Source organism: Olivibacter sp. EAT-5 (assembly GCF_044784325.1).
Lineage (GTDB): Bacteria > Bacteroidota > Bacteroidia > Sphingobacteriales > Sphingobacteriaceae > Olivibacter > Olivibacter oleidegradans.
On sequence record NZ_CP173028.1, the window covers coordinates 2,392,634 to 2,413,153 of the forward strand.

A 20,520-nucleotide genomic window follows, 5' to 3' on the forward strand; every position below is an offset into this window, starting at 1 on the left:
TAGGACCTTATGTATATTAATTAGGCGATGACTCCGGATCCGCTGCCTTAAAATAAAAAACGCCCAGCTTTTGGGGATGCCGGACGTTTTTCTGTTTTTAATCATTTAATATTAGTTATATTTTTGCGACAGGTTTCTAAGTGTTGACAATGGTTCCTAAAGTTACTGGACTACGGAAGCTTTGCGGATGGATTATAGTATAAAATCTTTCAAGTAAGCTGATTTTTTTGTTTTTTTTGTTTTGATTTTAAAATAATTATATTAATTTAGTAAGATTAATAAACGCTCTCTGTTTAATAGGTGTCTGAGCCGATCTTAAACCGAAGTATAATAAACACTAAAATGAAATAAAATGGCAGTATCATGGAACGAAATAACCGATAAACCTGCGGTTATTGCAGCTGGTTCTAATCAGGCTGCGGCTAGAAATGCAATCAATGCAGCACCAGTCGGCCCTAGTGGCGGTTTATACGGAGGAGCTACGACTGCCGCGCGTACCGATCATACACACGCGGCAATAAATAATGTGCCGTCTATAATTGCAGGAGAAATAACAGGGACTACGATTGATATGTCTGTTCGGCAAAATTATTATGCTACTATCTCCAATCATACGACTTATACCTTACAGAATATTATAGACAACGTTGAATATACACTACTTATAACGAACAGTGACGACATCGTTAGAACGGTGTCATTGGCGGGTATACCTTATAGCGGAAATCAGGATTATGGTGTTCCGGCAGGCAAAGACGCTATTATCTCAATAAAAAAAATTAATGGAAAAACAAAAGCTGTCATTGCTGTAGATATTTAATTATGCTAGCCAATTGGAATAATCAAAAAAAACCATCAATCTTGCATAAGTTTGCTTTTGGTGCCGTAAGCAGTTGGACTGAAAATAGGCCTACAGTAAGTGCCAATTACTCCAATTCCGTCCCACTAAATAAACAACTTGATATTATTCAGCATGAAATGGGAGGCAATGCCGTTCGTATTGGCGTTAATACAACGAACTCGGGAAGCGCGGATAAACCAGGGTATGGTATGCTGCAAGCGGCAGTAGAGCAAGTGTTAGCAGAAACCGTTGCCAGAAACATGCGTTTGATCATTTTGTTGATTGATCAATCTCATCAATTCATGGGCGATGCATGGAGAAATAACGACATTGATCTGGGACTTACTCAATCAGAATTGGACGCTCTACTCCCACAGGCGGAAATGTCAGGTTATAATATGACTGCTGGCTTTCTAAACCTCAATAACACCTTACTCAATAATGGTTTGCATGTTTTAGAATTGGGCAACGAACCCGAGCTATTCCGTAACATTCAAAAAGATAACACATCAGGTGTAAACCAATCTCACTTTTGGCCTCAAAAGGTTGCGGTGACAAAAGCTTACTTTAAGGGAATGCACGACGCCGCTAAAGCTCTTAGACCTAATCTAAAAATATCTACGCCCGCTAGTATGGGGTGGTGTCCAGTTTGGTTGTATAGTCAGTATTTAAGCGTCATGCCGAATGTCGATTACATATCGTGGCACTGGTATGATGAGATGGAACGAAATATGGACCGCGGAAATTGGCCTGACGGATTATACGGGAGCATTTTTGAATACTTATACGCAAAATGGGGAAAACGCATCATTATATCAGAGTGTAACGCTAGAGGGATTGGTTTTAATAATGCTAATGATGGTCCCGAGTCAGGTGATTTACATCAAGACAAACAAGTTGCCTTTTTTAGTTCTTTTTTGCCTAAAGCTGTCGCTTCCGGTCATGTAGATATTATTACGACTTATAAATTGCTGTCGGAACCATACCAAACAAATAGCATTGAATCTACTTTTGGCGTCAATTATTTTCCTGGGATTGATACTTCAATCCCACCTGCGCAACAAAATTTTAGCAATATAGTTCCAAAAAAGGTAATGAAGCTTTTTAAGTACCTGACTCGCTAATTACAGTATTTTAATGCAGATTCAGGGTAGCGGTTGCAATTTTCGATCCTGCCAAGGCGACGCCTCCGGATCCGCTGCCTTAAAATGAAAAACGCCCAGCTTTTGGGGATGCTTGGACGTTTTTCTATTTTTAATCAACCTAAACCTTACTAATAACTAATCAAAGCTTGTGCCAAAAGAAGAATCGCTTTTGTAACAGGTTTGTAGCAATCTGCTATCGGCGAGCCATCGGCAGTCAGCTTTGGTTTATGTTAGTCTACTTGCCAGTAGGCAGGTGTCACTGTCACTGTCACTGCTACTACTTCACTACTTCCAAATACCGTCCGAACCAGTACGGGAGTAACCAAATATCACCCGCACTAAACTCTTCCGTTCCGTTGCTATCTTCATCCAAAATAAACGTCGTTCGATTATGTCGGTGTACGGGACGCTCTTTGGGCGAAAGAACGGCATCCGTGCTTTGATTCATAAAATTCTCCTCCAAGTGCCTGATATCTTTTCGGGCACTGTTCGTCACTTGCCAGTTGATCAGATCCAAGGGGAATTCGCGCAAAAACCAGAGGGATGCATCCCTGTCAAAGTTCTTTTCGCCAACCATAGCAGCGAAGAAATTCCACAGCGCATCTTTTTCCGGTCGTTCGAATTCCCAGTGATCCAGAATTGCTTTTCGAAAATTATTCTTTAATGTATCATTTAAAGCATAGCGATACAAGCCCCAATAGCCTAAAAAATACATCTCATCGTCGGAGTGATTCCACCTTTCAGAAAGCATCTTGCTATAATCATCAGCTTTTTCATCGGCTTGTCCAATACCTTTCATCGGCCGCATCAGGTTTTCATAGTATCCGTGCCTGTCCATTAATTCCCACGCCTTATCTCGGTATTTTTCTTTTTTAGTGAAGTAATAGGCTGATTGTAACATGGATATGATGTTGGATGAGTTTAATTTTCGATCGCCTATGTTTGTCGGAAATTGATTGACATAAGCGGGGTTCCACTTCCCCCACAACGTCGGCTTTCCGTCATGGTCAACAAGATAAAGATCGTTAGCCACAATATGCGACATCAGGGAATCCATCAGTGTAATGGCTTTTTCTTTCACCCAAGGGTCGTTTACCACCTCGGCCAGTACCGAAAAAACAAAAAGATGACCAATTGCCTCATCACTACTGGTAGTGGATTTCCAGCTCCACCAACCATCAGGCGCATCCAACCAAACCTTGCTATCGGCAAGATCTGTCTTGTGACCGATTCGTTCGAATGATCGTGATGGAAAGCCTTTTAAAGGATTCACGCTATAAAGGCGCTCCATGGCCAATAAAGATTCGCGGCAATTCAGCAAGGCATCGGAATCTTTGGTCGTAGCGTAACGGAAGGCCTCCGCTGCCAGATACATAGACGTCCATAAACCGTCATTATCAGAATCGGACAAAATGCCTGTTCGTAAATTTCCTTCCTTCAAGCCTTTCAGTGTCGCATTCAAACCGTATCGAATATGCCGCTCGCGCACTTGTTTGTCATAATAGGCGGCTTTCTCTTCCAAGCTCATTGCTTTATGGTGCAAGCGGGCCAAACCTTTGTTCGTAGCTATTAACACCGTTGATTCCGGCCCTTTGGCAAGCGAATATACCGTGTCGCCCGGCAACCAGCGGCCACTTTGATAATAATCAAAAGTCCCATTCTCCTGTTGCCTAAAAGCCCCGTGCATCGATCCAAACCAAAGCGTTCCATCGACATACTGAACTGTGTTCACCGGTTGCGCCGGCAGCCGATCATCCCAGTCGCCTTGCTGTATCATCCTTACTTGTCCATCCGTTGACTTTTCTATACTGAATAGGCTATACCGATCTGATTTGGCAAGGACCAGTAGCTTTCCGGTTTCATTAAGCGTAAAGCAGCTAAAATCACTCCCCCGATAAACGGTGTGTACCTGCTTGTTTTGTAAACTATAACTATATAGGGCCTGATTACTGAGCATCCAAAAAAGCTGATTTCGCGTGTCATAGTGTACGGCTTTAATTTTATCATCTACGCGAGCATTTGCGAGCACTTTTCCATCCATCGCATAACATCTGATCTGTTGCCCATCGGTCAGAAAAACGTTTCCCGTTTCGTCCATTTCCAAAAATTTTGCCTTTGGCAAGTGATGTTTAAATAAACAGGTTCCTGCCCAGGCATTGCTATAAACCAGTTGGTTGGTCAGGTACACAAAATTGTTTTGATATAGGATGATATCTCTAAAAGTTTCCAAGGAGTCATAACGATAAGTGATGTCGGCCGATAGCCTGCCCGGAAAGAGCAATTTGCCATCAAAAGGCTTTAATAAACGACCTGTCTGCAAAAATTGAATCCGCCCATTTCGATCACTCAAAACTTTCGCACTATTCGTTTTTCGATCATGGGTGTAATATTTTATGGCATATTCCTGTTTGAACCGATCCTGGGCAATAGCCGTTCGCCATCCAAAAGGTTGAAGAGCCAAACATAGAAGCAACACTTGGTAAATCTTCTTTTTATTTAATATCATCGGGAGAAATTTTTAAATACTTTATTGATTTTTTATCGCTTGTCACATGGTAAGAATAGCTGAGGTGGATAAAGCCATCGGTCGATTGGACGATTGACGGGTAAGAACAGGAGAGTTTTTTCTTGTCGTCTGCTTCAAGCAGGGTGCTGAGTTTCCAGGAAGTGCCTTCGTCCTCGGATAAATACAAACTGAGTTGATAGCGTCCATCATCCACATCGTTACCTACCAATAGCCACCGCCCATCGAGCAAGCGAATGACCTCCACACTGGCGGTATTGGGAATCTCCGTTTTTCTTGCTACCGTCCATGTTTCACCGCCATCCATTGAGATGCTTTGTTGAATTCTTGCGGGCGCATCCCCGCTGTCGCGCATATAAGCTATAATATCGCCCTGTTTCCGTCTTATTAAAGCGGGTTGGATGTTTCCCCGGCCCGCGATGGGTTTACTTGGTCGCCAACTTTTTCCATCGTCTTCGGATACGGCGATGAGAGAGCAGTTAAAGCCATCGGAATATAAAGGCAACAATATTTTATTGTCGGCCAATAGCAAGGGTTTAATGCGTGTCATCCAACCGAAGCTACGTTTGGCGGGATCTTGTGCATTGGTTACGATCATTTCATCATAAGGTGGTGCGTAGGCTGCCCAGCCATGTTGTTGATCGGGCAACATCGATAACTTCTCCTTAAGTTCCTGCACAAAACTGCTATCGGGTTTTAAGAGTATATTGTCCTGCCAGCCCCAGTTGGGGGCCGCACTACCTTCATATTCATCAGCTACGCGATAACGCAAGATCGACTGCTCCCAACGGTTCGCCTGTACGGCAATCCACGCGAGATACAACTGCTTTTTGTGATTCAAGAACAATACAGGATTGCAATCCGGGATACCTTTCGTATCGGCCATTAGAAAAGGCGTGGACCAAGTTTTGCTTCCTGCGCGCTTTCTGGATCCCATAATGCAAACATCATCGGCCCCTCGTTCTCCACTGCCATAAAACCAGGCCGCTAATACATCTCCGTTCGGTAAAACGGCCAAACTGCTACCGTGGACATGTTTTGCCTGCAAAGGAAAAATCAGGGTCGCTTCCGCCACTTTAGGTTGTGCTCGAAGCGTTATACTGAATAATAAAAAGATCGCATAAAAAATGAAATGATGTCGCATCATACGCAGGTTTGTCTTAAGTTAGCATCTTCACCAATCGGATGCTCATTATATCATACGCGGCAATATTCAAATCGGGCTACTTGAAATCAAAATTTTAGGATTGACGCAGATTGAGGTTTATTAAGCGCAAAATGCGTCACCAAGGAGGAGCTTTCACCGATAATTTCGTTGAACAATCAAATTAAACAGCTTATGTCAACGGACCTACATGCAACGCTCCTGCAGCAAGTGAAGCAGGGCGACAACAATGCCTTCAATCAATTGTACAAAGCCTACAAACTGGATGCTTTTAAATTTGCCATGCATATGCTTCGCGATACGGAAGAAGCAGAAAATATGGTGCATGATCTCTTTACCAAGATCTGGCATAACAAAAACAGGATAAAGCCCGAACAGAACTTCCGTTCCTTTTTATTTACTTGCCTGCGTAATCTCGTGCTCGACCACATCAAGCGCGAAAAACGAAATCGCATTGCTTTTCAATCCTATATCAACGAAAGTTGCCAAAAAGAGGACCCCATTGGTGTAAGGGAGCGGCGTTATCGTATGATCCAAACCGCGATGAATGCCTTAAGCGATAAACGACGGGAAATTATTTATATGTGTTTTGTAGATGGTAAATCCTATCAGGAAATAGCGGACAGTTATTCCATCTCCAAGAATACGGTCAAAAATCAGCTGGTAAAAGCAAAGCAGTTATTACGCGATCAGCTAAAACCTAAAATGCTCATTGCTTAACGTTAATATTATATTAACAAAACAACAACGTATTGTTAAACAAGTAATTATTTCAAAATTACCATTGTATTTGATAGCCTTTTTTTACTTATCCGTAGTAGTATAATTGATCAGCTAACAAAATCATCTGCTGTAAAAAGGGAAAAAATCAAAATAAGGAATTTATGAAATTCAATTTACCAAGCACGCCCAAACTGCTCATTTGTTCGCTAGCGGTGCTGTACCAGCTCGGACTACCGATAAGCGCGTCGGCTTCGGTTGGGAACGGAGCCCTGACTACCGCTGCGCACGCAGATGCCGTTTCCGTCAACCGGCAGGCTATCTCTATTCAGGGCGTGGTAACTTCGGCCACCGATGGCCGGCCGTTCCCTGGTGTTAGTATTAAAGTTAAAGAAAACGGAAGAACCACTACGACCTCCATGAACGGTACCTTCCGTATTGAAGTACCCGATGAACAAGCAATTCTCGTATTCACGTTTGTCGGTTATAAAGAAGAGGAAGTACGCGTAGGTAGCCAACGTATGTTGCGCGTGGCCTTGGAAGAACGGACGGAAGGGCTGGATGAGGTGGTGGTTACCGCCTTAGGCATCAAGCGTTCGACACGCTCATTGGGCTACTCGGTAGGGGAGTTGAGCAGCAAGGATATTAACAAAGTGGCACAGGATAATGTACTCAATAGCATTACCGGTAAGGTGCCAGGCGTTAGTATCAGCTCTACGGGCTCAACCGGTTCTTCCGTTAGCATGGTCATTCGGGGAGCAAAATCCTTGAGTTCGGATAACCAACCGCTCTTCGTAGTGGATGGTGTACCGATTGCCAACACGATTAATAATGTCAGTCAGGTAGGTACCGACAACAACGTAGATTATGGAAATGCCTTGGCCAGCCTAAATCCGGATGACATTGAAAGCATTTCGATCCTGAAAGGGCCGAGTGCCGCGGCGCTCTATGGTTCACGGGCGGGCAATGGCGTGGTATTGATCACCACCAAAAGTGGTAGCGGTTTAGATAAGGTGCAAATTAATGTGACCAGCAATACGGTATTCGATGTGCCGTACAAATACCTGGATATGCATCATCGCTTCGCCGCAGGGGTTATTCCTTTTACGCCGGAAAGTACTCCTAATGGGACGCTCACCATTGAAGAAGGATCGGCAGGCGCTTTAGGCCCCGAACTTGACCGTGGCTATCAAGCCATTCAATGGAACAGTCCGCTAGACGCGGAGGGTAACCCTGTCGCCATGCCGTTGGTCTCTCATCCGAACAATATTAAAGAATTTGTACAAACGGGTATTACCTCTATTAATGGGGTGTCCATCGCTAACAATACGGAGAAGATTACTTATCGGATTTCTTATTCTAATATGATGAATCGAGGCCTTATTCCGAATAGCGATCTGAGTCGGAATTCACTGAACCTCAATAGCAGCTTGAAATTGACCGATAAACTTAAGCTCAGCTCGCAAATTGATTTCAGTCGTAATGGCTCTGATAATCGGCCCGCAGGTAACCGAGGTACCAACCCCCTTCAATGGGCTTATGCCGTAGCACCTCATATTAATATTTTGGATTTAAAAGACTATTGGCTGCCCGGACAAGAGGGGGTGGTGCAGCGTTCGCAAAGTTTGGGCGACTATGATAACCCGTATTTTCTGGCCTATGAAGTGAACAATGCCTTTAAGCGCGATCGCGTTTTCGGTAATATACGTGCCGATTGGCAAATTACGCCCGAAATAAGTTTAATGGGACGCTATGCACTCGATCTTTATCACGAAAAGAGAGAAACCAAAGTTCCGTATAGCTATTCCAATGATCCGAAAGGAGCCTACGGTATCACTAACTTAAATAACCTGGAACAGAATATTGATTTCCTCGCTAGTTATCAGAAACGCTTTAACGATGTGAGCTTTAATACGTCAATAGGCGGAAACACCCGCTATCAGCGCAATGAAAATGTCATCAATGCCTCGATTAATGGAAGCGGTTTAACAATACCCAACTTATATACCTTATCCAATATCGCTCCGACAAGTTTACGTTACAACAGTTACATCGGTGAAAAAGCCATTCACAGTATATATGGATTAATTAACGTAGGTTACAAAGATTTCATTTATCTGGATTTAACTGCGCGAAACGATTGGTCGAGCACCTTGCCAAAAAACAATCGTTCCTATTTTTACCCTTCCGCCTCCTTAAGTGTATTATTGAATGATGCTTTTAAATTACCCGATCAGATCGATCTGTTGAAATTGCGCGGTGGCTGGGCGAGAGCCGGTAATGACACGAGTCCCTATAACTTGATCAACGTTTTACAAAATATGGACCCCTGGGGTAATGTGGTTCGCCTTGGCTCTTCGAGCGCTTTACTCATCCCCGACCTGAAGCCGGAGCAAAGTACATCCTACGAAGGTGGTTTGGATTTTGCCTTATTTAATAATCGATTACGTTTTGCCGGCACCTATTATAAAGTGGATAATCGGAACCAGATTATTCCCATTCAATTGCCCAGCTCCAGTGGTTATACCTCTAAAAACATCAATGCCGGCTTATTGGTAAGCAAAGGGTGGGAACTCAGTTTAGGCGGCACACCGATCAAGTCGACCAACTGGAATTGGGATATCAATGTCAACTGGTCGAGAAACAGAACACGCATTATGGAATTATCAGATGGCTTGGAATACTATGAGTTATGGTCGGACGCCAAGGGCGGTGCCCGTACCTATATAGGGGATGAAATTGGTGATCTCTACGATGCGGAACTCGTTACAGTGAAAGACGTTAATTCGCCTTATTATGGTTATCCGATCCTTGACGAAAATGGCTCCTGGCAGAGTATATCGATGACCAATACACGCACCAAAATCGGTAATTTCAATCCCGATTTTAGCATCGGCTTACAGTCGGGCCTTAGCTATAAACGCTTTAGCCTGAATTTCTCACTCGAATGGCGTAAAGGAGGCAAATTCGTTTCCCAAACCTATCGCTATTATGAATCGGACATGAAAACGCAGCGCTTCCTTGACCAGCTGATCAATCCAAATGGTATGAGCGGGCAAGCGCTACGTGATTACCTGGTGAACAATGACCTGGTGGTTGTGCGTGGCAACCAGTTCCGCATTGTGGGCGGACCAACCCCCGAAAGCGGTGGGCTTCCTTTTACAATGGAAGGGCAGACCTATAACTTCGGCGCTTTTAACCCCGGTGTTATCGCACAATATGATGACGATGGCAATATTGTTGGCTATACCGAAAATTTGGGGGGCGAAGGTACTAAAATCATACCCTTGAGCGATAATTACCCCTGGGACTTTATGAGCGCTGCTACCTTTGATGCCGACTTTATAAAGCTCCGGGAAATCTCGCTTGGTTATGAGCTGCCTGGCGACTTCGTTAAAAAGCTGGGTATGCAATCGGCCAACGTTTCCATCTACAGTCGTAATATTATCTTATGGACGAAATCGAAAATCGGGATCGACCCCGAAACGGCTTTTCAACCCGGAGCCGGAACACAGGCAGGTACCCAGTTCAAACAAGGGATTGAACGCTATAATGTAAACCCGTGGGTCATGCCGATCGGTTTCAAAATAGCAGTGGTTTTTTAACCTAATTAGTTATCCAACAAGAAATAAAGCCATGAACAACGTAATAAAAACGCCGGTCGCTTACTTACTCTTGATAGCAATACTCTTGTTTTCCTGTAAGAAGCTGGACGATCTGAATGTGAATCCCAATGGGGTAGATGAAACGGCGGTGAATCCTAACCTTATTTTGCCAACGATACTGAGCGAAACAGGGAAGCTGTATACCAATTTAGGCTATCAGGATATCGCCGGTGTTGTGCAACATACGCAAAAAGATGCTTGGTTTGAAAGCCACAACGATTATGATTGGGCGGGCAGCCAAAGCTGGACAGACTACTACAATATTTTACGTAACACCCAACTTCTCATGAACCGTGCCGAAGAAAGTGGACAGGCCTTTCATCAGGGCGTTGGCTTGGTGATGAAAGCCTATGTCTTTGGGCTTATTGCCGATTTATGGGGTGATGCGCCTTACACCGATGCGTTAAAAGGGAATTTAAATGACCCACAGTATCTTACGCCCAAATATGATACCCAGGCCGATATTTATCATGGCATTTTAGCCGAATTGGAAACCGCTAACAATTTACTCTCGCAACCGGCTTCTTCTTATACGGGTATCGAAGCGGCGGCGGATCTGTTCTATAATGGTGATCCAGCGGCTTGGCGGCGTTTTGCCAATTCACTGGCCTTGCGTTATTATATGCGTCTTTCGGCTAAGGAAGCCTCTTTTGCGCAGGCAGGCATAGAGAAAATCGCAACGAATCCGGATCAATACCCGCTGATCTTAGCGGCGGATGAAGATGCTGCGATGAGCTACCCCGGTACCACAAGCGCCAATGCCTGGCCTAGTAATACCGAGATTGACGATACGGGTGGGTCGAATTTCCGTCGATTGAAGATGTGTGCCACTTTGGTAAACACCTTGCAGCAACTGGATGATCCCCGCCTGACGATATGGGCCCAAAAAGTGGAGATTCCTTTGGTTGTTGATGCCACTTTACCCCCGCGCACCGATCGCATTAGCAATGGGAAGCGATACTTGTCGCCCGATATGGTAGCCAATACCTCCGTTGATACCGATCCGGATTATGTAGGTATTCCGCCTTCTTACTCCAATTTGCCATCCAGTTATAATTTAAACCCAACACCGGGGCAGACCTCATTTAATCCCCATGTTTCTTACTTAAACGAGCGCTATCGGAAAGCTTCCGGACCTTTACTAAAGGCACGGCTCCTTTCAGCAGCCGAGGTGCATTTTATACTGGCTGAGGCTTCACTGAAGGGATGGAATACGGGTAATGCCGCCGAACATTATAATGCGGCCATTGAGGCTTCTTTAGATGCCTGGCAGCTAGCCGCCAATTATAATGCGTATATTGAAACAGAAGGGGTTCGTTTTGATGGGTCGCTTGAACAGCTGATTACCCAAAAGTGGATTGCTAGTTGGACGGCCGCAACGGAGGCTTGGTTCGATTATCGAAGAACCGGTTACCCTCGGTTGCAAGCGGGGCCGGTAGCGCTTAGGCGGGCCCTTCCCTTGCGCTTTTATTACATGCAGGATGAAATCAATATGAACGGGCAACATGTACAAGAGGCTTTAGATCGATTATCGACCACCGCTTTTTCACAGGCTGATGGTAAAAACAGTGCTTGGTCGAAATGCTGGTTGTTACAAGATACCAATAATCCTTACTAATTAAATTGCGAGAATGAAACAGCGCTTACTGACGGGAATTTTTCATGTGTTTTTTTATATAGGGCTCAGTTTTGCCCAAACTGCTGTGACGCCCCAAAATGCGTTGCAGCAGTATCTAAAGAAAGAGGATGATACGTATAGATGGATCATACACGATACCTTGAACCTTGGCAACGAGACGAAGGTATATCGCTTGCTACTCACTTCTCAAACCTGGCGAAACATCGTTTGGACGCATCAGCTCAGTGTAATTGTACCGAAAAATTTAAAGCAAAGTGCTGCCTTATTATTTATCAGTGGCGGTTCGCTGGATAAGGGACAGCCAAGATGGACCGATAAGCAGGATGCGTTAACAGTGAACCTAAGCTCCCTTGCAGAAAAAAATGGAGCCTGTGTAGCGCTATTGAAACAAACACCCAACCAACCGCTATTCAATGGGCTGACAGAAGATGCGCTCATTTCTTATACCTTTCATCAGTTTCAGAAAGAGGGCGACTACACATGGCCTTTACTTTTTCCCATGGTAAAAAGTGCTGTTAAAGCCATGGATGCGGTTACGGAATTCACTGAAAAACATACGATGGTGCCTGCTGATCGTTTTGTGGTGTCAGGCCTTTCCAAACGGGGATGGACAACTTGGCTGACAGGGGCCAGTGATCAACGCGTCATAGCAATTGCTCCAATGGTGATTGATGTGCTGAATATGCCCGTAAGTCTGGATTATCAAATTGAAACCTGGAAAGAATACAGTGTTGAAATTCAGGATTATGTAAACTTAGGTATTCCGCAGCAGGCAAAAAGTGAAGCCGGCGCTACACTCCTGCAAATGGTTGATCCCTATAGTTACCGACAGGCGTTGAAAATGCCTAAAATGATTTTTATGGGTACCAACGATCCTTATTGGGTGGTTGATAATATAAAACACTATTACGATAGTATCCCGGGAACCAATTTGCTGCATTATGTACCTAACGTAGGGCATAATTTGGGAGACGGACAAGATGCCTTTAATGCGTTGAATGCCTTTTTTGCCTTAACGCTCCGGGATGAAGGATACCCGCCTGCCGAATGGCAAATCAATACTGAAGGGAAGAAAGTAAATTTGGCGTTGAAAATTCTTCCCGATAAGCTACAGGGTGTAAAAGTTTGGGAAGCCTCCTCTAAAGATGCTGACTTACGCAATAATGTATGGTTATTCAGCCAAAAGAACTACGTGGGAAACGAGGCTCAGCTTCATTATTCCTTTGACTTTCCCAGCGCGGGCTATAAGGCATTTTTTGTGGAGCTGCTCTATCCCGATCCTACGGGAAGCACCTATGGGCAGTCGAGCCGGATCTTTGTAATGGATAGCCTTGGATTGGTAGAAAGTCATCAACACGGTCATCTGGAAGCGACGCTGAAGGCTTTGGCGGAACCACATCGGAATAAAATCTTAGTGGCCGCGCATCGCGGAGTACATCACGAAGTACCGGAAAACTCGCTTGCAGCCATTGAAGCCGCCATTAAACAGGGTGTAGATATTGTTGAAATAGACGTAAAGGTAAGCAGCGATGGTATTCCTTTCCTGATGCATGATCAAACCATCGACCGCACAACGAATGGAAAGGGGGATGCGGAAGGCTTTACTTTTCAGGCGCTAAGCCGATTACAGTTGAAGCACCGGGGCAAACAAACCAGCTACCATATTCCCACCTTGGAAGAAGCTTTACAGCTAGCAAAGGGGAAAATTTTACTGGATCTGGATCTTAAAACAGACAAGTTGGATCCCATCCTGCATACCGTTGCTAAAGCAAAAGCGCAGCGGGAAGTGATCTTTTTCGACAGTGATTACAAGCAGTTGGCAAAAGTAACGGCTGCCGACTCCTCCCTTAAACTAATGCCAAGGGCACACGATCTAAAAGAAGCTGACAAGGCGCTTGCGCTGTTTGAGCCAAGCATTGTGCACCTGGACGAAAGTTTTTACACCAATACCGTAACAGCTCATATCAAAAACAAGGGTGCCAACGTTTGGATGAATACCTTGGGTGATCTGGATAAAATGATCGCACAACAAGCGGACCTAAGCGAGTTGGACAAGTTTCTTGCAAAAGGCGCCAATATTATACAAACAGACGAGCCCGAAAAACTATTACGCTATCTCAACGGTAAAGGGAAGCGATAAAAAAACAAGAAAATGAATAAAAGATTTCTATTTTTCTTCCTTTGCGGCTTTTATTGCTACAGCTGCTTTGCACAGACGGAGGCGCTTAAACGACCAAAACTAGTAGTGGGCTTGGTTGTCGACCAAATGCGCTGGGATTACCTTTATCGTTTTTATGATCGCTATGGAGAAGGCGGCTTCAAACGCATATTACGAACCGGTTTTAGCCACGAGAATACCTATATTGATCACCTTCCAACCGTTACCGCTATCGGGCACACGGCTGTGTATACCGGTAGCGTTCCTTCGATTCATGGGATCACGGGTAATGATTTCATTATTGAACACACCGGGCAAGGCATGTATTGCACAGAAGATGCTACGGTTCAAGGGCTTGGCGTAGAAGGCCGAAAGGGGCATATGTCGCCGCGTAATTTACTGGTCTCAACGATTACCGATGAACTGAAATTAGCTACCAATTTTCGCAGCAAAGTGATCGGAATTGCCATAAAAGACCGGGGCAGTATTTTGCCCGCGGGCCATTTTGCCGATGCAGCTTACTGGTTTGGCCCTAACGCTTCTTGGGTCAGCAGCACCTATTACCTAAAAGCCTTACCCCAATGGGTGCAACAATTCAATGGCCGGCAACATGCTCGGAAATACTTGGAAAAAGGATGGAACACACTTTATCCGATTGAGAGCTATAAGCAAAGCAGCCCGGACAATAACCGCTACGAAGGCCACTTGGAAGGCACGGCATCACCTACGCTCCCCATACCGGCGGAGACCTTACTAAAGAATGGTTTGGAAGTCATTCGGGACACGCCTTTTGGAAATAGCTATACCCTTGATTTTGCAAAAGAAGCGGTGAAACAAGAACGTCTTGGGAATAACCCGGAACACGTGCCCGATTTCTTAGCCGTCAGTCTTTCCTCTACCGATGGCATTGGTCACAAGTTTGGTGTCAATGCCCTGGAAGTGGAAGATATGTATTTGCGGTTGGATCAGGACTTGGCTGAATTTTTTGATTTCCTCGACGGGGAAGTAGGAAAAGGTGAATACACATTCTTTCTAACCGCAGACCATGGTGCCTCGCATAATAATCCCTTTTTCATTGATCACAAAGGTGCGGGCGGTTATATGCCGCAAGAGGCGAGTGCGGATTATCTCAATCAGGCACTTAAACAGCAATTTGGCTATGACTCGCTGGTTATCAGCACCGCTAACTACCAAATACATCTCAACCATGCGACAATAGCGGCAAAAGAACTGAATGAAGCCGCCATACGATCGTTTTTGGTAAACGCTTTGCGCAGAGTAGAAGGCGTGGCTTATGCTGTGGATATGGATAGTTTATCCACTGCCACCATTGCTCAGCCAATCCGCGAACGCCTTATTAATAGTTATCATTACGAACGTAGTGGCGTCATTACCATCATCCCTTATCCGCAATGGAAAGGTGGTAATTCATCGCAGACCGGTACCGGTCATGGAACCTGGAACCCTTATGATGCGCATATTCCGTTGCTATGGATGGGCTGGGGCATTAAGCAGGGAGCCAGTAATCGCGTTACTTTAATGACAGACATTGCGCCTACGTTGGCAGCACTATTACATATACAAGAACCCAACGGGAATGTTGGTCGCCCGTTGACTGATTTATTAAACCTACCCTAATGATGTCATTTTCGACTGCATTGAGATTACAGCTTGGCTTCCTCTTTTGCCTGCTAACGGCTAGCTGCAGACAAGCTTCAACCGCATTGCCTATTGCCGAAAATGTGCTCGATTCAGGCTGGGTGATGGCTTCGAGCCAAGTGGTGGGCAGCGAAGTGAAGGAGGTACTGGCACATGTTGTAGAAAGAGACTGGTATCCGGCCTTGGTGCCTGGCACCGTGCTTGGGGCATTGGTAGAAGCAGGTGTTTACCCCGATCCTTTTATAGGCACGCGCATGGATAGCATTCCTGCGCAAGTCTTTCAATCACCTTGGTGGTTCAAAAAGTCGTTGTATATCCATAACTTAAATTCGGAAGAACAGGTCATCCTTTATTTAGACGGCATCAACTATCGCGCGGATATTTGGCTTAACCAGCAGTTAATTGCCGATAAGGACAGCATCTACGGTGCCTTCCGACAATTTGCGTTGCCGGTGAGCCGCGCCATTAAAGAAGGCGAAAACCAACTGCTCATTAAGATTTATCCACCACAGGTGCGCGATTTTTATATGGGCTTCGTAGACTGGGCGCCCACACCGGCCGATCACTTTATGGGCATCTTTCGCGATATCCGGCTGAAGCGCAGCGGATCCGTTTTTATAGAAGACGTTTTTGTTGAGAGCGACTTTGATGTTTGCGATACCAGCAATGCGGAACTCAAGGCGCAAGTTGCATTAAGAAATGCAAGCGACAGGCCCGAGCAAATTACCTTGGCCCTTCGTATTGCCGGCCAGCAGCTAAAAAAACAGATCGTTCTCGAACCCTTCGCCCATCGGATAGTTTCGTTTGACGATCGTGACTTCCCACAGCTTCAAATAAAAAATCCAAAGCTCTGGTGGCCTAATGGCTTAGGAGCACCATCTCTTTATAAAGCAGCTGTAAAACTCTACAATAAAAACCAAGAGCTTTCTGATAGCAACTACCTCACGTTCGGGATCCGCAAAATCGAAACTTATCGAAACAGCAACCAGGGGCGACATTATAAAATAAACGGTCGTGATATACTCATCAAAGCTGCGGGTTGGGTAGATGATCTTTTTTTGCGTTATCTTCCTGATAAAGATCATGCACAAATTCAATATGTGCACGATATGGGGCTTAACGCCCTGCGATTGGAAGGCGTATGGGCTAATAATCAGCATCTATACGATCTTTGTGACCAGTACGGCATTCTAGTGATGCCCGGATGGAGCTGCCAATGGGAGTGGCCGGATTATTTGGGTCTGCCACTCGAGATGAAAGCAGGGGACGAAAACCTGCCCATCAATGAAGGGGTTGAGCGCTACGCCATCAAGTTGATGCCGAAAGAAAAAGATTTATTAGCGACTTATTTCCGCGATCAGGTCAAATGGTTGCGCAACCATCCAAGTATTCTCACCTGGCTTGGTGGAAGTGATGCCATGCCCCCACCGGATTTGGAACAACGTTATCTGGACACCTTGGCGCAATATGCGCCGACTACGCCATTTCTGATCTCTGCGGGCGAGTTTACTAGTACGATATCGGGAAAATCGGGCATGAAAATGAATGGACCCTATCAATACGTGCCTCCCGTATACTGGTACGAGGACAAAAAATTAGGAGGTGCCTACGGTTTCAACTCGGAGGTCGGTCCAGGCCCACAAATCCCGCCCATTAAAAGCATCGAAAAAATGATTCCGCCGGCATACCGTTGGCCGGCCGACAATGCAGTATGGAACTACCACTCCGGACGCAAGGATTTTGCTAGCCTGTCTATCTACCTAGAAGCCTTGCAAAAGCGATATGGCCCTAGTCCTAATCTGGCAACGCTGGCTTTTAAAGCACAACTGTTAAATTATGAGGCGATTCGCCCAATGTTTGAAGCACATGTTATGAATAGAAAACAGGCAGGAGGTGTGGTTCAGTGGATGTTAAACTCGCCTTGGCCCGAATTTTACTGGCAGCTATATGATTATTACCTGATGCCAAATGCTGCTTACTTTGGTACGAAGAAGGCCTTGCAACCCATCCTCCCCTTATATAACTATCATGATAGATCGATTTACCTCAGTAATGATACGCGGCAAGATTTACGGAAACACCAATTGCTTGTACAAGTATACAATCTGCAGTCACAGTTGATCAGCCGGCAGGTAATACCAATTGATCAAATGAAAGCAAATCATGTTGTTAAGCTTATAAAGGTTCCATCAGGCAAGCAAGAGCCGGTCGTTTTCCTGCATTTAGCCGTTTTGAATGAGCATGGACAAACCGTAGCCGACAATTTTTATTGGCTGAGTGCGCAGATGGACAGACTGGATTGGAACACCTATTCTTGGTTTTATACACCGAGCAAGGAATTTGCAAATTTTCGTCCCTTATCTGAATTACCGCCTGTTAAGCTCGAAATGGCTAAGAAATTTTTACGGAATGAAGGAGCCTATCAAGTATGGCAAATAACACTAAAGAACACAAGTGACAAGCTTTCCTTTTTCAACGAATTACAGTTAATGAATGAGTCATTGACGGATAATGTATTGCCTGTTTTATGGTCTGATAATTACCTTTCTCTTCTCCCATATGAGGTTAAAATGATCACGGTCCGTTATCCAGAGGATCAGAACGCCCGGATTCAATTGCAATCGGTCAATGGGGAAGTAAAGATATTTTAGTTTACCTCCTTAGCTGTTGTCTCTTACGAAAGACGAAAGGGCTGCAACCATAGATCTGTTTAAACTGGCGTGCTACATTTTTGCTGTCCTCGTAACCCAAATCGAGCGCAATCTCATAAATTGCATGATCTGTTTGTAGGATTTTTTCGGCAAATTTTTCCATCCTTAAGGTCGAAATATACTTGTAGATAGGCATTCCCGTACATTCCAAAAATCGCTTCTCCAATACACGCCTGGATAAAGGAATCACCTTTAATACATCTTGTACACACAGGTTTTTCTCAATATTATGATGGATATACTTTAAAGAAGCCGCCACTTGGATGTCGTTAGTTGCATAAATATCGGTGGATTGGCGAGTAATAATCTGCAGTGGTCCGACATAAATATCTTCACCATTATAGGTGTCTGTCAGGATCATTTGTTCCATCCTATGTGCCGCTTGATACCCGCCCTTCTCTGCATTTAATGAAATACTTGATAAGGGCGGATCGGAGAGTTCACAGATCATTTCGTCGTTGTCAACCCCTAATACGGCAATATCTTCGGGAATACGGATATGGGATAACCGACATGCTTCCGTAATATGTTGTCCCTGATTATCATCGCAGGCCATCAAAGCAATCGGTTTCGGTAGCGATTTGAGCCACCGACTCAACGCGCTGGGGCGGTAGTACCATAATTCATCGGCAGTAGGCCCGGTATGTTCAAAATAGTGTACCGAAAATCCCGCATATGCCAATCGCTGTTCAAATCCTGTAGCCCGTTCTCGCGACCAGACAATATCTTTGAACCCATAAAAAGCAAAGTGGGTAAAGCCCTTTTTTAAGAAATATTCTGCGGCCATGGCACCTGCTTCAAAATAGCCTCCGGTGATATTGGGAATGTTATGAAAACGCTCCTTAAAATCCTGCGCGATAACTTTAATATTGGCATCCAGTAACCGGTCGATTTCCGGATCATTGTATAGCTGACCAATGATTCCATGCGCTCCCCACTCTTTTGCCCACCGCAAAATCCCTGACATGCCCAAAGTTTCCCGATGAAACAAAGGCATGGAGCAAAACAGCCATTTTCCGGACTCTTTGGCGTAGGCTTTTATACCTTTCAACAGGCTCTTGCTGTACTCTTCGGCAAAATCGAGGAGCAGAATCACTTTGTAAACCATCGCTATTTAAAAATTAGTTCTTTGCCATCTATGCATCACCTCTTATGTTATTTATTGAATCAGGTTTATATCGGTAGGATTCATTTGCATGTATTTCGATTAAAAGCTTGTCTTAAATCCTGATAAGCAATACGTACAATAAAGTTAAACATAAATAGCCAACACCGATCTTTTTCCCGCAAATTGTTATATTACATTTATGTATCTCCCATTAAATCCTAGTTCCCTTTGCAAATACATTCATATCAAATTGGATTAAGGAGGCTGCGCCCAAAAGTGCGATATGCGAATGCTCGGAAGCCAACACGCGCACCTTTTGTAAGGTGTTGGAATAAGCAAAAGACCTCATTGACTCTTCCATGCTTTTCTTAAAAAGAGGGTAGGCCTTGGAGATGGACCCGCCTAATACGACCACTTCAGGATCGTAGGCGTAAAGCATTATTTTCAGTGCCTCGCCAACGTGAAGGCCAAACTCTTCCCAAAGCCTCATTGCCTGATGATCACCTCCAATAGCTTCTTTTGCGATCTCTTCTGCACTTTTTTGCATACGATCCATAAAAAACTGACTGCCTACATATTCTTCCAGTGTTTTATTCAGGTAAGGTAAGAGCCCGATTTCGCCGGCCCCGCAATTATGGCCCATATAAAGCTGATGATTGAGTATTAGCCCTGCCCCCATACCCGTTCCGATTGTAACGCCAATAAGCGATCCTATCCCCTTTGCGACACCATAGTGATATTCGCCTAAGGTAAAGCAATTCACGTCGTTATTTATCTTCACGGGCAGATGAAGCCGTTCCTGTACAATTCGTTTCAATTCAAGCCTTTTCCAAGCAGGAATATTCGCTACATCATATACCACGCCCTGTTCAATATCCACGACTGATGGAACGCCAATACCGATTCCTTCAACGGCTTGGGTGGTTAGTGGTTTAATTGTTTCTATAAGTTGGTAGAGCGTAGCCTCCATTGAATCCTTGTTTTGCAGTGCGCATTGATTTTGATGAATAACAACACCATTTTCTATCAATCCGGCACGAATATTAGTGCCTCCTATATCTACACCTATTACCATTTTTTCGCTGAGTTACAAAGGTTTTTGTTCATACCTTTATAATACGGGCGCATCTTCAAAATGTACTATTCAATACCTATAAATTTATCCCTTAGCGTGGTTATGCCGTT

At 44.6% G+C, this 20,520-nt stretch carries 12 protein-coding genes; 8 read left to right on the forward strand and 4 right to left on the reverse strand.

What is annotated here, in order from left to right:
• Positions 1-352: 352 nt before the first annotated feature.
• Positions 353-820: a hypothetical protein gene (locus ACH11B_RS09910; protein WP_377613591.1), complete on the forward strand. Its 468-nt coding sequence runs from the start codon at positions 353-355 to the stop codon at positions 818-820.
• Positions 821-861: 41 nt separating this feature from the next.
• Positions 862-1,965: a hypothetical protein gene (locus ACH11B_RS09915; protein ID WP_377613590.1), complete on the forward strand. Its 1,104-nt coding sequence runs from the start codon at positions 862-864 to the stop codon at positions 1,963-1,965.
• A gap of 298 nt (positions 1,966-2,263) precedes the next feature.
• Here the strand turns inward: ACH11B_RS09915 and ACH11B_RS09920 are convergent, their stop codons facing one another.
• Together ACH11B_RS09920 and ACH11B_RS09925 are read right to left on the reverse strand one after the other, a co-directional pair.
• Complete coding sequence (locus tag ACH11B_RS09920) at positions 2,264-4,492, reverse strand: hypothetical protein (protein WP_377613589.1); 2,229 nt, start codon at positions 4,490-4,492, stop codon at positions 2,264-2,266.
• Positions 4,479-5,657 carry an exo-alpha-sialidase gene (locus tag ACH11B_RS09925; protein WP_377613588.1) on the reverse strand — a complete coding sequence of 393 codons (1,179 nt, stop codon included), beginning with the start codon at positions 5,655-5,657 and terminating at the stop codon, positions 4,479-4,481. Before ACH11B_RS09925 ends, ACH11B_RS09920 begins: the two co-directional genes overlap by 14 nt.
• Before the next feature lie 192 nt (positions 5,658-5,849).
• Here ACH11B_RS09925 and ACH11B_RS09930 point away from each other — a divergent pair, with 192 nt between their 5' ends.
• From ACH11B_RS09930 to ACH11B_RS09955, 6 genes are all read left to right on the forward strand, one after another.
• Positions 5,850-6,395, forward strand: coding sequence for an RNA polymerase sigma-70 factor (locus ACH11B_RS09930; protein WP_013665186.1), 546 nt, complete (start codon positions 5,850-5,852; stop codon positions 6,393-6,395).
• A 164-nt stretch (positions 6,396-6,559) separates the two neighbouring features.
• Positions 6,560-10,000, forward strand: coding sequence for a SusC/RagA family TonB-linked outer membrane protein (locus tag ACH11B_RS09935; RefSeq protein ID WP_377613587.1), 3,441 nt, complete (start codon positions 6,560-6,562; stop codon positions 9,998-10,000).
• 31 nt (positions 10,001-10,031) lie between these two features.
• Complete coding sequence (locus ACH11B_RS09940; protein WP_377613586.1) at positions 10,032-11,678, forward strand: SusD/RagB family nutrient-binding outer membrane lipoprotein; 1,647 nt, start codon at positions 10,032-10,034, stop codon at positions 11,676-11,678.
• A 13-nt stretch (positions 11,679-11,691) separates the two neighbouring features.
• Positions 11,692-13,839 (forward strand): PhoPQ-activated protein PqaA family protein, encoded by a 2,148-nt coding sequence (locus tag ACH11B_RS09945; RefSeq protein ID WP_377613585.1) that lies wholly within the window; start codon positions 11,692-11,694, stop codon positions 13,837-13,839.
• A gap of 12 nt (positions 13,840-13,851) precedes the next feature.
• On the forward strand, positions 13,852-15,495 hold the full coding sequence (gene pafA, locus ACH11B_RS09950; RefSeq protein WP_377613584.1) for an alkaline phosphatase PafA: 1,644 nt from the start codon (positions 13,852-13,854) through the stop codon (positions 15,493-15,495).
• Positions 15,495-18,167, forward strand: a complete 2,673-nt coding sequence (locus tag ACH11B_RS09955; protein ID WP_377613583.1) for a glycosyl hydrolase 2 galactose-binding domain-containing protein — start codon at positions 15,495-15,497, stop codon at positions 18,165-18,167. The genes pafA and ACH11B_RS09955 overlap by 1 nt, the downstream gene beginning before the upstream one ends.
• 1 nt (position 18,168) lies before the next feature.
• On the opposite strand, the gene ACH11B_RS09960 is transcribed toward ACH11B_RS09955, so the two are convergent.
• Together ACH11B_RS09960 and ACH11B_RS09965 are read right to left on the reverse strand one after the other, a co-directional pair.
• Positions 18,169-19,335, reverse strand: coding sequence for a DNA-binding transcriptional regulator (locus tag ACH11B_RS09960; protein WP_013665192.1), 1,167 nt, complete (start codon positions 19,333-19,335; stop codon positions 18,169-18,171).
• 211 nt (positions 19,336-19,546) lie between these two features.
• Complete coding sequence (locus tag ACH11B_RS09965) at positions 19,547-20,410, reverse strand: ROK family protein (protein ID WP_013665193.1); 864 nt, start codon at positions 20,408-20,410, stop codon at positions 19,547-19,549.
• Between the last annotated feature and the right edge of the window lie 110 nt (positions 20,411-20,520).